13 protein-coding genes and 2 riboswitches are annotated in these 14,235 nt (G+C 69.7%); of the genes, 3 read left to right on the top strand and 10 right to left on the bottom strand.

All coding sequences use genetic code 11. The annotated features are described in order from the left end of the window. On the bottom strand, positions 1-379 hold a 379-nt coding region (locus AB0305_RS16725; protein ID WP_366173444.1), incomplete at its 3' end, for an aldehyde dehydrogenase family protein. Positions 380-409: 30 nt separating this feature from the next. Further along, positions 410-1,312, bottom strand: coding sequence for a 3-hydroxyisobutyrate dehydrogenase (mmsB, locus tag AB0305_RS16720; RefSeq protein ID WP_364137033.1), 903 nt, complete (start codon positions 1,310-1,312; stop codon positions 410-412). 171 nt (positions 1,313-1,483) lie between these two features. Between mmsB and AB0305_RS16715 the strand changes: the two genes are divergently transcribed. Continuing rightward, complete coding sequence (locus AB0305_RS16715; RefSeq protein ID WP_364137031.1) at positions 1,484-2,383, top strand: LysR family transcriptional regulator; 900 nt, start codon at positions 1,484-1,486, stop codon at positions 2,381-2,383. Positions 2,384-2,464: 81 nt separating this feature from the next. Here the strand turns inward: AB0305_RS16715 and AB0305_RS16710 are convergent, their stop codons facing one another. From AB0305_RS16710 to AB0305_RS16700, 3 genes are all read right to left on the bottom strand, one after another. After that, positions 2,465-3,847: an MFS transporter gene (locus tag AB0305_RS16710; RefSeq protein WP_364137029.1), complete on the bottom strand. Its 1,383-nt coding sequence runs from the start codon at positions 3,845-3,847 to the stop codon at positions 2,465-2,467. A gap of 191 nt (positions 3,848-4,038) precedes the next feature. Further along, a complete protein-coding gene (locus tag AB0305_RS16705; RefSeq protein ID WP_364137027.1) occupies positions 4,039-5,187 on the bottom strand; it encodes a homoserine O-acetyltransferase in 1,149 nt (382 codons plus the stop codon). Between the two features lie 13 nt (positions 5,188-5,200). Beyond that, a riboswitch (SAM riboswitch) is annotated at positions 5,201-5,316 on the bottom strand. A 183-nt stretch (positions 5,317-5,499) separates the two neighbouring features. Next, positions 5,500-6,816 (bottom strand): bifunctional o-acetylhomoserine/o-acetylserine sulfhydrylase, encoded by a 1,317-nt coding sequence (locus AB0305_RS16700; RefSeq protein WP_364137025.1) that lies wholly within the window; start codon positions 6,814-6,816, stop codon positions 5,500-5,502. Positions 6,817-6,901: 85 nt separating this feature from the next. Continuing rightward, a riboswitch (SAM riboswitch) is annotated at positions 6,902-7,018 on the bottom strand. A 192-nt stretch (positions 7,019-7,210) separates the two neighbouring features. Here AB0305_RS16700 and AB0305_RS16695 point away from each other — a divergent pair. Continuing rightward, positions 7,211-7,849, top strand: coding sequence for a VOC family protein (locus AB0305_RS16695; RefSeq protein ID WP_290258432.1), 639 nt, complete (start codon positions 7,211-7,213; stop codon positions 7,847-7,849). Between the two features lie 148 nt (positions 7,850-7,997). Here the strand turns inward: AB0305_RS16695 and AB0305_RS16690 are convergent, their stop codons facing one another. After that, entirely contained in the window at positions 7,998-8,765 is a 768-nt protein-coding gene (locus AB0305_RS16690; RefSeq protein ID WP_290258433.1) for a type II CAAX endopeptidase family protein, read from the bottom strand. Positions 8,766-8,845: 80 nt separating this feature from the next. On the opposite strand from AB0305_RS16690, the gene AB0305_RS16685 reads away from it, so the two are divergent. Then, positions 8,846-9,502 carry a histidine phosphatase family protein gene (locus tag AB0305_RS16685; RefSeq protein WP_364137315.1) on the top strand — a complete coding sequence of 219 codons (657 nt, stop codon included), beginning with the start codon at positions 8,846-8,848 and terminating at the stop codon, positions 9,500-9,502. A gap of 5 nt (positions 9,503-9,507) precedes the next feature. On the opposite strand, the gene hutI is transcribed toward AB0305_RS16685, so the two are convergent. The 4 genes from hutI to tdh are packed head-to-tail and all read right to left on the bottom strand — an operon-like array spanning position 9,508 to position 14,220. After that, complete coding sequence (gene hutI / locus AB0305_RS16680; protein ID WP_364137023.1) at positions 9,508-10,719, bottom strand: imidazolonepropionase; 1,212 nt, start codon at positions 10,717-10,719, stop codon at positions 9,508-9,510. An 11-nt stretch (positions 10,720-10,730) separates the two neighbouring features. Next, the gene (locus AB0305_RS16675) at positions 10,731-11,846 is read right to left on the bottom strand and encodes an FAD-dependent oxidoreductase (protein WP_364137021.1); all 1,116 of its coding nucleotides are present in this window, start codon (positions 11,844-11,846) and stop codon (positions 10,731-10,733) included. A 58-nt stretch (positions 11,847-11,904) separates the two neighbouring features. After that, on the bottom strand, positions 11,905-13,116 hold the full coding sequence (locus tag AB0305_RS16670; RefSeq protein ID WP_364137020.1) for a glycine C-acetyltransferase: 1,212 nt from the start codon (positions 13,114-13,116) through the stop codon (positions 11,905-11,907). Positions 13,117-13,173: 57 nt separating this feature from the next. After that, entirely contained in the window at positions 13,174-14,220 is a 1,047-nt protein-coding gene (tdh, locus tag AB0305_RS16665; protein WP_364137019.1) for an L-threonine 3-dehydrogenase, read from the bottom strand. Positions 14,221-14,235: the final 15 nt, after the last annotated feature.

Here is a 14,235-nt window from a genome sequence, read left to right as displayed (position 1 = left end):
AAACCTGCTCGGAGCGTTCGCCCTTGAGGGCATGGGAGAGCCCGGTGGCGAACTCGATGTTCTCGAGGCCGCGGGTGATCTCGCCCTCCGCGTCGGAGAGGACCTTGCCGTGCTCGCTGGTCAGCAACGCGGCCAGCTCCGGCCGGCGCTGCATCAGCAGCTCGCGGACCCGGAAGAAGATGGCGGTGCGGCGGGCCAGGCTGGTGGCGCGCCAGCCGGGCAGGGCGGCGCGGGCGGCCGCGATGGCTTCCTCGACCCGGGCGGCGGAGGCGAGGGCGACTTCCTTCTTCTGCTCGCCGGTGGCCGGGTTGAAGACGGGGCCGTAGCGCTCGGCGTCGGAGACCAGTTCGCCGTTGATGACGTGGGGAATGCGTTCCATGGTGGTTCTCTTTCTTGGGGGGTTCCGGCGCTACTTGGCGGCTTCGAAGGAGCCGTCGACCAGCTTCACGATCGCGGAGCAGTCGGTGCCGGACTGGCCGCCGTCGATCAGCCGCTGGAAGAGCTGCTGGACGTGCTGGCCGATCTCCAGCGGGGTGCCGGTGTCCTGGGCGGCGCTGATGGCCAGTCCGATGTCCTTATTGGCCAGTTCCGCGGTGAAGGTGGGGGCGAAGTCGTTGTTGGATGCGGCGGTCGAAACGACGCCGGCCACCGGGTACCAGGTGCGCAGCGCCCAGCTGTCGCCGGAGGAGACGGAGGCGATGTCCCAGAAGACCTGCTTGTCCAGGCCCAGCCGGTCGGCCAGGACGGCGCCCTCGGCGGTGGAGGCGAGGTTGATGAAGAGCATCAGGTTGTTGCAGATCTTGGCGGCCTGGCCGGTGGTGGCGCCGCCGGTGGGGATGATGTTCGCGGCCATCGGCCGGATGAACTCGGTGGCGTCGGCGACGGCGTCGGGCTTGCCGCCGATCATGAAGGTCAGGGTGGCGGCCTTGGCGCCGCTGATGCCGCCGGAAACCGGGGCGTCGACGAAGCGGAAGCCGGCCTCGGCCGCGGCGTCGTGCAGGGCCTGCGCGGAGGCGATGTCAATCGTGGAGGAATCCACCAGCAGGGTTGTGGCGTCCGCATGGGCCAGGACGCCGTCCTCGCCGAGGTAGACGGCGCGGGCGTGCTCGCCCTTGGGCAGCATGGTGAAGACGACGTCGGCGCCCTTGACGGCCTCGGCGATGCTGCCGGCGGGGGTCACTCCCCCGGCCTCGGCGGCGGCGACGGCGTCCGGGTTGAGGTCGAATCCGCGGACCTCGTGTCCGGCCTTGGCGAGGTTGACGGACATGAATCCGCCCATGTTTCCCAGTCCGATCCAGGCGACAACTGCCATGGCTAAAGCTCCTTTGCTTGGTGTGGCTGATGGTTCCGTGCGGAACTCCCCGCGCTTCGGCGGGGCACTGTGTCCACCATCACACCCTGTTACAGTGCAATCAAGACAAAAAAGTGAAGATGCCATGTGCAGCCATGCACATAGCATCCGAAGCACCGAGAGGCCCGGACCGTGAACCGCCTGCCCAGCCCCGATGACCTGCTGATCCTGCTGACCGTGGCGCGGCTGGGCCGTTTCAACGCCGTCGCGGAGACCCTGGGCACCACGCACACCACCATCTCCCGCCGGATCCTGGCGCTGGACAAACAGCTGGGCGGCCGGACCCTCGAGCGCACCCCGCAGGGCTGGGAACTGACCGAACTCGGCGGCCAGGCGGTGGCGGCGGCGGAGGCGATCGAGGGCACCCTGGGCGCGCTCAGCGGCCGGATCGCCCGGCGGGATGACGTGCTGGCCGGGCTGGTCCGGATCAGCACCCCCGACGGTTTCGGCGCCGAGTTCGTCACGCCGGCTCTGGTCCGGCTGCAGCGCGAGCACCCGCAGCTGAACGTGGAGGTGCTCAGCGCCACCCGCAAGGTCAGCCAGAACCGCTCGGGTGTGGACCTGGAGGTGGTGGTGGGCAATCTGGAGGTCAGCAGCGCCCAGACGATCTTCCTGGCCAACTACTTCCTGCGGCTGTACGCCAGCCCGCAGTACGTCCGCGAACACGGGACGCCGGAGACGCTCGACGACGTGCGCCGGCACGGCTTCGTCTCCTACGTGGAGTCCGCCCTGCAGGTGGCCGAGCTGGGCCACCGCTCAACGCAGCTGCCGTTGCCACGGTCAAGCTTCCAGGCCACCAGCATTTTCGCCCAGCTGGAGGCGGTCCGGCGGGCGGCCGGGATCGGGCTGCTGCCGAACTTCCTGGTGGCGGGCAAGGAGGGCTTCGTCCCGGTCCTGCCGGCCGACTTCCAGCGCCAGCTCCCCATCTGGGCCGCCGCGCGGGCCGAGTCGCTCCGCTCGGCACCGGTGCAGGCCGTGCTGGCCGCCCTCCGGGCCGAGATCGCCGAGCGGCAGGACGTGCTGACGGGATAGCCCCGAACAGCGGCAGCCCCCGTCCCGCGGTGCGGGGACGGGGGCTGCCGGTGAAGCTGGTCGTTCGTTACGTCTTGCCTGCTATTTTTTGCCTGCGGCAAGGAGGTCGGCCGTGCCCTGGGCGTCGGCGGCGTCGACGTCGTGCAGGGAGATGCCGCGGGTTTCCTTCAGGAAGAGCACCGCGACGGCGGTGATCGCGCAGGCGATCGCCAGGTAGATGGCAACCGGGACGGAGGACTTGTACTCGCCCAGCAACGCCACTGCGATGATCGGGGCGAGCGAACCGGCCACGATCGAGGTCACCTGGTAGCCGAGGGAGACGCCGGAGTAGCGCATCCGGGTCGGGAACATCTCGGCCATGATGGCCGGCTGGCCGGCGTACATCAGGGCGTGGAACAGCAGGCCGATGATGACCGAGGCAAGGATGATGAAGTCGTTGCCGGTGTCCATCATCGGGAAGGCGAAGAAGCCCCAGGTGGCACCGAGGACGGCGCCGGCCATGTAGACCGGGCGGCGGCCCAGGCGGTCGGACAGCCGGCCCACCATCGGAACCACAGAGAAGTGAATGGCGTGGGCGATCAGCAGCAGCATGAGGATGCGGGTGGTGTCGGCGTGGACCACGGTCTTCAGGTAGGTGATGGAGAAGGTGACCACGAGGTAGTAGAGGATGTTCTCCGCGAAGCGCAGGCCCATGGCGGTGAAGACGCCGCGGGGGTAGCGGCGGAAGACCTCGGCAACGCCGTAGCCCTTGTGGCCGGCTTCGACTTCCTTGCGGGCCTCGAGGAAGATCGGCGCATCGTTGACCTTGGTGCGGATGTAGTAGCCGATCAGGACGATCACGGCGGAGAGCCAGAAGGCCACACGCCAACCCCAGCCGAGGAAGTCGGCGGAGGACAGGACCGAGGAGAGGATGAACAGCACCGCGGTGGCGAAGAGGTTACCCAGCGGCACGGCGGACTGCGGCCAGCTGGCCCAGAAGCCGCGGGACTTGCTGGGGCTGTGCTCGGCCACCAGCAGGACGGCGCCGCCCCACTCACCGCCGACGGCGAAGCCCTGGGCGAAGCGCAGGAAGACCAGCAGGGCCGGAGCCCAGTAGCCGATCTGGGCGAAGGTGGGCAGGCAGCCCATCAGGAAGGTGGAGACACCCACCAGGATGATGCTCAGCTGCAGCAGCTGCTTGCGCCCGAACTTGTCACCGAAGTGGCCGAAGACGATGCCGCCGATGGGGCGGGCGACGAAGCCGACCGCGTAGGTCAGGAAGGCGGCCAGGATGCCGTCCAGTTCGGTCTGGGAATTGGGGAAGAAGGCCTTGCCGAAGACCAGGGTTGCGGCGGAGGCGTAGAGGAAGAATTCGTACCACTCCACCACCGTGCCGGCCATGGAGGCGGCGACGACTTTCTTGAGGCCGGACGCCTTGACGTCGGTTTCCTCTGCGCGCCTCGCGGCGGCGTTTTCCGTGCTCATAAGAACTCCTTCGGTGTCGCCATCGACACCCTGCGGCTTACTGGGCTGACTCCGTGTGAGTTGGACCACACGCGGTCATTCTCCACGAGTATGGAGTGTCACCGCCGCAGCCTCAACGACCAATCGCGCAGAGCCTATCTGCAAAATTGCACACCAGTCCCCGGCAAGAGCCAGCGAAGAAGCCTTGATGCTCAGGCGAAGAACGCCTCCCGGAGGACGCCGCCGAGCTGGCCGATCTCGGTCAGGAACCCGTCGTGGCCGATCGGGGCCGAGATGACGTGCATGGGCACCTCCCCCGGCAGGGCCGCCGCGAGCTCCCGGGACTGTTCGGGAAAGTACAGCCGGTCCGAGTCCACGGCGGCGATGAAGAACTCGGCGGTAGCCCCGGCGAGCGCCTGCTGCAGGTTTCCGCGGCCACGGGCGACGTCGTGGCTCATCAGCGCTTCGGTGATCGCGATGTAGCTGTTGGCGTCGAAGCGCTGCACCAGTTTATTGCCCTGGTGGTCCAGGTAGCTCTCCACCTGGTAGCGGCCGCGGCCGGACAGCGGCCCGGGCGCGAGCGGTGTCTCGCCGTCCTGACCGGTCCGGCCGAAGCGGCCCTCCAGTTCGGCGGCCGAGCGGTAGGTGATGTGCGCGATCCGCCGGGCCAGCGCCAGGCCCTCATGCGGCTCGGGGCCGCCGTAGTAGTCGCCGCCATTGAAGCGCGGGTCCTGACGGATCGCGAGGGTCTGGGCCTGGGCGAAGGCGATCTGTTCGGCGGTGCTGTAGGCGCCGACGGCGATCACGGCGCAGCGGCGCACGCGTTCCGGGTAGCTGACGGCCCACTCCAGGGCCCGGGCGCCGCCGAGGGAGCCGCCGAGCACGGCGTGCCATCGGTGGATGCCCAGCGCGTCGGCCAGCCGGGCCTCGGCGGCGGTGCTGTCGCGCAGGGTGACGAGGGGGAAGCGGGATCCCCAGGGCCGGCCGTCGGGCGCCGGCGTGGACGGGCCGGTGGAGCCGTAGCAGCCGCCGAGGATGTTGATGGACACCACGAAGTACCGGTCCGTGTCCACGGGCGCGCCGGGGCCGGCGAGCTGTTCCCACCAGCCAGGCTCCCCGCCGGCGCCGCGGGTGACGTGGGTGTCCCCGGTCAGGGCGTGCTCGATCAGAACGGCGTTGGAGGCGTCCGCGTTCAGGGTGCCCCAGGTCTCGTAGGCCAGCACCACGTCCGGCAGGACGGCGCCGGATTCGAGTTCCAGGGCGCCGACGGACAGGTACCGCACGGTGCCTTCGGGGGCGGCGGCGTTTCCTGCTGCGGGGCTGGTGGCGGGTACACCCGTTCGGGTGACGGCAATCGTCATGTTAAAAGACCTCACTTCGCGCTTGCCTGCCGTCAATTGACCGGCAGGCCAGGTCTTCACCCGGGGCACCCCGCCGCAAAAGGAGGGTTGCCGGCCAGCAAGCCGGGGCTGTCGCTGGCACTCATGACCTGCACCGAGTCTACGAAAGAGGGCGGCGTCGTGGCGAAGATTGTGACTTCCATGTGACAGCCGCCCGCCCCGCCGCCCCGTTTCCCCACCTTTGAAGGCCAAGGCGGGCGGGTCGCCGCGGACACGCCGCGCCGGCCGCCGTCGGGCCCGCAAAGGTGGGGAAATCCGGCAGGGGTCCCGGACCTAGCCGGTCTTCGCGGCGCGGAAGCCGGCGTCGAGGTCCGCCAGGATGTCGTCGATGTGCTCCAGGCCCACCGAGAGCCGGACCAGGCCCGGGTGGACGCCCGCCACCGCCTGCTGCTCCGGGCTGAGCTGGCTGTGCGTGGTCGACGCCGGGTGGATCACCAGCGAGCGCACGTCGCCGATGTTCGCCACGTGCGAGTGCAGCTCCAGGGCATCGACGAAGCGCTTGCCGGCCTCCACTCCCCCGGCGATGACGAAGGAGACGACGGCGCCCGTACCGCGGGGACCGTACTTCCGGCCGCGCTCGTACCAGGGGCTCGAGGGCAGCCCCGCGTAGGCGACCGATTCGACGTCCTCCCGGCCCTCCAGCCATTCGGCCACCCGGGTGGCGTTGGCGACGTGCCGCTCCACCCGCAGGCTCAGCGTCTCGATGCCCTGGGCGATCAGGAAGGCGTTGAAGGGCGCGACGGCGGAGCCGAGGTCGCGCAGCAGCTGGACCCGGGCCTTGAGGATGTAGGAGAGGTTGGCCCCCAGTGCGCCGTCCGCGCCCAGGTCCCGGGCGTAGACCAGGCCGTTGTAGCTGGGGTCGGGGGTGTTGAAGCCGGGGTACCGCTCCGGGTCCGCGCCGAAGTCGAACTTCCCGGAGTCCACGATCACACCGGCGATCGCCGAGCCGTGGCCGCCCAGGTACTTCGTGGCCGAGTGCACCACGATGTCCGCGCCCCACTCCAGCGGCCGGATCAGGTACGGGGTGGCGAGGGTGTTGTCCACGATCAGCGGCACCCCTGCCTGGTGGGCCACGTCCGAGATTCCCTCGATGTCCAGGACGTCCTGGCGCGGATTGGAGACCACCTCCCCGAAGAACAGCTTGGTGTTCGGCTGCACCGCCTCGCGCCACTGGTCCAGGTTGTCCGGGTCCGCCACGAAGGTCACGGAGATGCCGAACTTCTTCAGAGTGTGGGCCAGCAGGTTGTAGGTGCCGCCATAGAGGCTGGGGCTGGCCACCACGTGGTCCCCGGCCTCGGCGATGTTGAGGATGGCGAAGGTTTCCGCCGCCTGCCCGGAACTGAGCAGCAGCGCGCCGAGGCCGCCCTCCAGGCTGGCGATGCGCTGTTCGACCGCGTCCTGGGTGGGGTTGCCGATTCGGGTGTAGATGGGGGCGAGCTCGGCCAGGGCGAACCGGTTGGCGGCGCTCTCGGCGCTCGGGAAGACGAACGACGTCGTCTGGTAGATCGGCAGCGCACGGGCGCCGGTGGCGGCGTCCGGCTGCTGGCCGGCGTGAATCTGACGGGTTTCAAAGGACCAGGCGTTGGACATGGTGTCTCCTGTGACTGGGCTCAGGACGGCACCGCCTCCCGGGTCCTGCGCCGCTGGCAGGTCCCGGAATATCGTCACGGCCCTGGCGCCGCGCTTGCCCCGCCGGCGGTCGCCGGAGGGCCAGGTCTTCACCCGGGGCACCCCACCGCGCAAGGAGGGTTGCCGGCCAGCGAGCCGGGGCTTGGCGCTGGCACTCATGACCTGCTCCCAGTGTAGGAAGCCGGAAACCGGTCCGGATAGCTTTGTGACAAAGATGAAGAAACCGGTCCCCGGGACGGCTTCTCCGGCGGATTTCCCCGGCCGCGCCGGGCGGCACGGGGACCCTCCGGGCGGCGCCGGCGAGGTTAGGACAGCCTAAGCTGAGAGGTCCATCACAAAGTGCCAAGATGAGGGCATGCGCATGGATCACGTCTCTTACGCCTGTGAAAAGGATGGCCTCGCGGCCACCACCGACCGTATCGCCACGGCCCTCGGGGTCGAGGCCGTCAAGGGCGGCGTGCACCCCCGATTCGGCACCCGCAACATGATCATCCCCCTCGCCGGGCACAAGTACCTGGAGGTCGTGGAGGTCCTGGACCACCCGGCGTCGGACAAGGCACCGTTCGGCCAGGCGGTCCGCGCCCGCTCCGCCGCCGGCGGCGGCTGGATGGGCTGGTGCGTTGAGGTCGACGACCTGGCACCCTTCGAGGAACGCCTGGGCCGCGCCGCGGTCAACGGCAACCGCAAGTTCCCCGATGGCCGTGAACTGGTCTGGAAGCAGATCGGCATCCTGGGCCTGATCGCGGATCCGCAGGTGCCCTACATGCTCAAGTGGGAGGGCGACCCGGCCCTGCACCCGTCCAACGCCTACGAGAGCTCGGTGAAGATGTCCGAGCTGACCATCGCGGGCTCCGCGCAGCGGGTCACCGAGTGGCTGGGCGAACCGGTGGAGAAGCCGCTGGAGGACGTGGCCGTGAACTGGCAGGCCCCGCACGGCACGCCGGGCATCCTCTCGGTCACCTTCGAGACCGCTTCCGGAGCCGTCACCATCTAGGGCTTCGGCCCGCCACAACTTCGGCCGCCGGCCGCGGGTGTCAATGACGCCACCCGCCGCCGGGGGCCGAAACTCTTTAAGCCGCTCCCCGCCTCGTCGTGCGGGTCAGGGCACCGCAGGACACGTCTCCGCAGGAATCCCAGAAGCCTCAGCCCAGGCCGACCGCCTTGCCGAACAGGCTGAAGCCCACGAACGCCACGATGTCCAGCAGCGCGTGCGCGATCACCAGCGGCATCACCCGCCGGGTCCGGGTGTAGACCAGGGCGAAGATGACGCCCATGATGGCGTTGCCGATGAACGGCCCGAACCCCTGGTACAGGTGGTAGCTGCCGCGCAGGATTGAGCTCGCGGCGATGGCCGCCGGCAGCCGCCAGCCGAGTTTACCGAACCGGTCCAGCAGGTATCCCACCACGATCACCTCCTCGACGATCCCGTGCCGGATGGCGGAGAGGACCAGGACGGGCACGGTCCACCAGTAGGTGCCCAGCGCGCTCGGGATGATCGCCGTCGTGATGCCCAGGGCCCGGCCGGCGGCATAGAGGCCCAGCGACGGGATGCCGATCAGCAGGAACAGGCCCACACCCTGCAGCAGGTCCTTTCCGGGGCGTGCGAAATCGAACCCGAGCTTCCGGAATGCCGAGCCGCCGGGGGTCCCCGGCTCGCGGGGACCGGTGAGGAAGTAGAGCACCAGCAGCACGGGGACGAGCGCGAAGGCGATGTCCAGCAGCTGGTAGGTCAGGTCGAAGTACTCGCGGCTGCTCTGGGAGCGGTTCAGCGTTGAGGTCCCCTGGGCCAGCGGCGCCTGCGAGAGCTTGTCCAGCAACTGCACCACCGAGTACACCGCCGACTGCCCCAGCGAGAGTCCCAGCACAATCCATACTTCGAACCGCACACGGCGGCGGGAGGTAACCAGCATGGTCCTATCTTGCCTGCCGTTGCCGGGAGTTGGCCGGACGCGCCTAAGCTGGGGCTGTGAGCGCGCCCGGGAAAATCCTGATGATCCGGCACGGCCAGTCCGCCGCCAATGCCGACACCTCCATCTACAACCGGGTGCCCGATTACCGCATCCCGCTGACCGATCTGGGCGTCGAGCAGGCCCGGGCCGCCGGCGTCGAACTCCGCCGCCAGCTGGACGGGCAGCAGGTCTGCGTCTACGTCTCCCCCTATCTGCGTGCCTACCAGACCCTCGAAGCGCTGGACCTGGGCAACCTGACCGAGCGGGTCATCGAGGAGCCCCGGCTGCGGGAGCAGGACTGGGCGAACTTCCAGATCGCCGGTGACATCGAGGACCAGAAGGAGCTCCGGAACGCCTACGGGCACTTCTTCTACCGGTTCCGCGAGGGCGAGTCCGGGTCCGATGTCTACGACCGGATCTCCTCGTTCATGGAGACCCTGTACCGGCACTGGTCCAAACCGGACTACGCGCCCAACGCCCTGTTCGTTACGCACGGGCTGACCATGCGGCTGTTCTGCATGCGCTGGTTCCACTGGTCCGTGGAGTACTTCGAGTCGTTGAACAACCCGGACAACGCCGAGCTGCGCACCCTGCACCGCACCGGGGACGGGAAGTACGAACTCGACAAGCCGTTCAGCCAGTGGGTGGAGCGGCGCGTGGACGAGACCGTGCTGCACGCCCCGCCCATGGTCTTCTAGAAGGTTTAGCGGGCGCGGACCCCGGCGCGCCAGACGGCGTGGGTCAGCGGCATGCCCGGCCGGTAGGCCAGGTGGGTGGCCGAGGGGGCGTTGAGCAGGTGCAGGTCCGCGCGGTGGCCGACGGCGATCGACCCCACAGCGCGTTCGCCGTCGACGTCGTTCCCCGACTCCCGGCCCAGCGCCAGCGCCCCGCCGTAGGTCGCGGCGCGGACCGCCTCGTGCACGCTGAGCCGCATCTGCAGCACCGCGGTGGTGACGCAGAAGGCCATGGAGCTGGTGTAGGAGGTGCCGGGGTTGGCGTTGGAGGCGAGGGCCAGCTGGACGCCGGCGTCCAGCAGTTCGCGGCCGGGGGCCAGCGGCTGCCGGGTGGAGAGGTCGCAGGCCGGCAGGCAGGTGGCCACCGTGCCGCGCTCCCCGGCGCCGGCCGCGGCTTCCCAGCCGGACCAGCTGTCCGCGAGGTCGCGCACGTCCTCCCGGGACAGGTAATTCACGTGGTCCACGCTGGCGGCCCCGAACTCCACCGCCAGCCGCACGCCCGGGCCCTCGCCGAGCTGGTTGCCGTGCAGCCGCAGGCCCAGGCCAGCCTCCCGGCAGGCCGCCAGCACGCGGCGGGACTGCTCCTCGGTGAAGGCGCCGCGTTCGCAGAAGACGTCGGCCCAGCGCACGTAGGGCCGGACCGCTGCAAGTATCGGACCGCAGACCAGGTCCGTGTACTCCTCGGCGTCCATGCCAGCCGGGACCAGGTGGGCGCCGAGGTAGGTGACCTCGTCGGCGACCGTGGAGGCGATCCGGGCGCTGCGGGCCTCGTTGTCCACGTCAAGCCCGTAGCCGGTCTTGGTCTCCAGGTACGTGGTGCCCTGCGAGACGGCCTCCGCCACCCGGCCCAGCGCCAGGCGGGTGAGGTCGAAGTCACCGGTCGCCCGGGTCGCGCCCATGGTCACGGCGATGCCGCCGGCGCTGTACTCCTCCCCCGCCATCCGCGCCTCGAACTCCGCGGTTCGGTCGCCGGCGAAGACCAGGTGCGTGTGCGAGTCCACCCAGCCGGGCAGCAGCGCACGCCCCGCGGCGTCGATGGCGTCGTCCGCGGCCGGGGCGTCCCCGGCGGGGCCCAGCCAGGCGATGCGTTCGCCCTCGATGACCACGGCGGCGTCGTGCAGGACCCGGTACTCGAGGTCCTGCGTCATCAGTTCGCCGATATTGGTGATCAGGGTGCTCATGGGTCCATTCTTCAGGCCCGGATGGACATCCGCGTCGCCGCCAGCGCCGCCGCTGTCCGGGATGCCGGACTGTCGGCCGGGAACGGCGCCCCGGCCGCCTGACCGGCGAGGATCAGTCCGGCGGCGAGTTCGGCGATCCCGGAGGAGGTCTGGAAGCCATAGCCGCCCTGGCCGGCGAGCCAGAAGAAGCCCGGCGCCTCGGCGTCGAACCCCACCACCGGGATGCCGTCGGAGGCCTCGGTGCGCAGCCCGGTCCAGGCCCGGCTGACGGCGTTGATGCCGAGGGTGGTCACCTCGTTCAAGCGGGCGATCAGGGCCTCGACGTCGCCGGGGTACGGCCGGGCGTCCTCGGGTCCGCTGGGGACCTTCTCCGAGGGCGAGATCAGCACCTGGTGCCTGCCGTCCGGGCGGAAGTAGAAGCTGTCCGTGGCGGCCACCATCGGGCAGCCGGGCGGAAGCGGATTCTCGACGTCGACGATCGCCGCGGTGCGGCGGAAGGGCTGCAGGCCGAGCTTCTCGACGCCGGCAAGGACGGCGAGCTCATCCGCCCAGGCGCCCGCGGCGTTGACCACGACGGCGGTGGAGAGCGCCTCCTGCCCGGCGCCCAGTTCCCAGCCCGAGCCCGTGCGCTGCGCGGAGTGGATGCGGGCGCCGGTGATGATGTCCACGCCGCCGGCGACGGCCCGCTCCCGGTGGTCCTCCAGCAGCAGGGAGGCGTTGCAGGCGAAGGAGCCGGAGTCCAGCCCGGCGGAGGTGAAGCTCTCCGGTTTCAGCGCCGGGCAGAGCTTGAGCGCCTCGTCGTGGCCGATCAGGTGCATGAAGCCGCTGGCCTGCTCGCGGACCGCGTCCTCGTCGCCGATCAGCATAAACCGCCGGGGCGAGAGGACGGGTTCGGGGCGGGTGCCCTCGTGCGTGCCGATCAGTTCCAGCGTGCGCAGCGTCAGGTCCCGGACCACGGGCGGGCCGTAACTGGGGATGAGCTGCCGGGCCGAGCGCGCCGAGGTGTGGTAGCCCAGCGTCTGCTCGGCCTCGACCAGCGCCACGCTGCACTTGCCGGCCAGCGCCGAGGCCAGGGACAGTCCGGCAATGCCGCCGCCGGCAATCACAACATCGTAATGAGCTGACATGTGACCCATCCTCGCACCCGGCGGGGACATCCGTCAGCAGGTCTTGCGGACCGGGTTGCTACGCGGCGGCGACCTCCGCGCGGCTGGCCACGAACGCTTGGACGCAGCGTTCGACGTCGTCGGTGCTGTGCGCGGCCGAGAGCTGGACGCGGATCCGGGCGGCACCCTTGGGGACCACGGGGTAGCTGAAGGCGGTGACGAAGACGCCGTGGCCGAGCATGGCGTCGGCGACCTTGGCGGCCATGACGGCGTCGCCGAACATCACCGGGACGATCGCGTGTTCGCCGTCGAGCAGCTCGAAGCCCTCCTCGGCCATCCGGCGGCGGAACAGCCCGGCGTTGGCGAAGAGCTTTCCGCGCAGCTCCGCGGAGTTCTCCACCAGGTCCAGGGCCTTCAGGGTGGCGGCGACGATCGCGGGGGCCAGGGAGTTCGAGAACAGGTAGGGGCGGGCCTTCTGCCGGAGCATGGCGACGACCTCGCGGCGGCCGGAGACGTAGCCGCCGGAGGCACCGCCGAGGGCCTTGCCGAAGGTGCCGGTGTAGATGTCCACCCGGTCCGAGACGCCCGCGTGTTCGGGGGTGCCGGCGCCGGTGGGACCCATGAAGCCGACGGCGTGCGAGTCGTCCACCATGACCATGGCGTCGTACTTGTCGGCCAGGTCGCAGATCGCCTCGAGCGGGGCGAGGTAACCGTCCATGGAGAATACGCCATCGGTGACGATGATCTTGCGGCGGGCCGGATTCTCCTGGTTGTCCGCCTCGATCAGGCGGGCCTCGAGGTCGGCCATGTCCCGGTTGGCGTAGCGGAAGCGGCGGGCCTTGCAGAGCCGGATCCCGTCGATGATGGAGGCGTGGTTCAGGGCGTCGGAGATGACCGCGTCCTCCGGGCCGAAGAGGGACTCGAAGACCCCGCCGTTGGCGTCGAAGCAGGAGGAGAACAGGATGGTGTCCTCGGTGCCGAGGAACGCCGAGACGCGCTTCTCCAGGGCCAGGTGAAGGTCCTGGGTGCCGCAGATGAAGCGGACGCTGGCCATGCCGAAGCCGCGGGAGTCCATGGCGTCCTTGGCGGCGGCGATGATCTCCGCGTGGTCGGCCAGGCCCAGGTAGTTGTTGGCACAGAAGTTCAGCACGTCCGTGCCGGGCTGGCCGAGCTGGCCGGCCGTGATGTGGTTGGCCTGCGGCGAATCGATGTGCCGCTCGGTCTTGAACAGGCCGGCGCTGCGGATCTCATCGAGTTCGTGCTGCAGCTGGTCCTTGATGGCTGAATACATGGTCGGTGCGCTCCTGGGCTGGGTGGGTGGTTGTACGGTACCGGAATGGGCCGGGGCCTAGAAGCCGGTCCAGTCGAGGACGACCTTGCCGCCGACGCCGGCACGGGCGATCTCGAAGCCCTTCTCCCACTCGGAGGCGGGCAGGGTGTCGGTGACGACGGCAGAGATGTTCGCGTGCAGCACCGGGTTGGAGGAGAGCATGGCGCTCATGGCGTACCAGGTCTCGAACATCTCGCGGCCGTAGATGCCCTTCATGGTGAGCATGTGGGTGACGACCTTGCCCCAGTCGATGTCGATGGACTGGCTGGGCAGGCCGAGCATGGCGATCCGGCCGCCGTGGTTCATGTTCTCGATCATTTCCGGCAGGGCGGTGGGGTGGCCGGACATTTCCATGCCGACGTCGAAGCCCTCGCGCATGCCCAGTTCGCGCTGGGCGTCCTTGACCCGGGTGGTGGAGACGTCGATCGCGAGGTCGACGCCGAGCGTGCGGGCCAGGGCCAGGCGCGGGGCGGAGACGTCGGTGATGGCAATCTTGCGGGCGCCGGCGTGGCGGGCGACGGCGATCGCCATCAGGCCGATGGGTCCGGCGCCGGTGATCAGGACGTCCTCGCCGACCAGCGGGAAGCTCAGGGCGGTGTGGACGGCGTTGCCGAACGGGTCGAAGATGGCGCCGAGTTCCGGGGTGACGGACGGGTCGTGGTGGACCCAGACGTTGGTCTCGGGGATCACGACGTATTCGGCGAAGGCGCCGTCGCGCTGGACGCCGACGCTGACGGTATTGATGCACATCTGCTTGCGGCCGGCGCGGCAGTTGCGGCAGATCCCGCAGACGATGTGGCCTTCGCCGGAAACCCGGTCGCCGGCCTTGACGTCCAGGACGTCCTCGCCGACCTCCACCACCTCGCCGTAGAACTCGTGGCCGGCGATCAGCGGGGCGTTGATCATGCCCTGGGCCCAGGCGTCCCAGGACTGGATGTGCAGGTCCGTGCCGCAGATGCCGGTGGTCATCACCCGGATCTTGACGTCCCCGGCCCCGGTCTCCGGTTCCGGCCGGTCGACGAGGTCGAATCCGGCGTGCGCTCCGGACTTGTAGAGAGCCTTCATGGGCCTGCCTTACTG

Source organism: Arthrobacter sp. NPDC080086, from assembly GCF_040702285.1.
This window is presented reverse-complemented; position numbering and strand designations above follow the sequence as displayed.

Bases quoted from the DNA above. Each gene is read 5' to 3' on its own strand.
- AB0305_RS16690 (WP_290258433.1), bottom strand. From the start codon at position 8,765: ATGCTGGTTACCTCCCGCCGCCGTGTGCGGTTCGAAGTATGGATTGTG.
- AB0305_RS16675 (WP_364137021.1), bottom strand. From the start codon at position 11,846: ATGTCAGCTCATTACGATGTTGTGATTGCCGGCGGCGGCATTGCCGGA.
- AB0305_RS16710 (WP_364137029.1), bottom strand. From the start codon at position 3,847: ATGAGCACGGAAAACGCCGCCGCGAGGCGCGCAGAGGAAACCGACGTC.
- AB0305_RS16700 (WP_364137025.1), bottom strand. From the start codon at position 6,816: ATGTCCAACGCCTGGTCCTTTGAAACCCGTCAGATTCACGCCGGCCAG.
- AB0305_RS16705 (WP_364137027.1), bottom strand. From the start codon at position 5,187: ATGACGATTGCCGTCACCCGAACGGGTGTACCCGCCACCAGCCCCGCA.
- tdh (WP_364137019.1), bottom strand. From the start codon at position 14,220: ATGAAGGCTCTCTACAAGTCCGGAGCGCACGCCGGATTCGACCTCGTC.
- AB0305_RS16670 (WP_364137020.1), bottom strand. From the start codon at position 13,116: ATGTATTCAGCCATCAAGGACCAGCTGCAGCACGAACTCGATGAGATC.
- AB0305_RS16685 (WP_364137315.1), top strand. From the start codon at position 8,846: ATGATCCGGCACGGCCAGTCCGCCGCCAATGCCGACACCTCCATCTAC.
- hutI (WP_364137023.1), bottom strand. From the start codon at position 10,719: ATGAGCACCCTGATCACCAATATCGGCGAACTGATGACGCAGGACCTC.
- AB0305_RS16695 (WP_290258432.1), top strand. From the start codon at position 7,211: ATGCGCATGGATCACGTCTCTTACGCCTGTGAAAAGGATGGCCTCGCG.
- mmsB (WP_364137033.1), bottom strand. From the start codon at position 1,312: ATGGCAGTTGTCGCCTGGATCGGACTGGGAAACATGGGCGGATTCATG.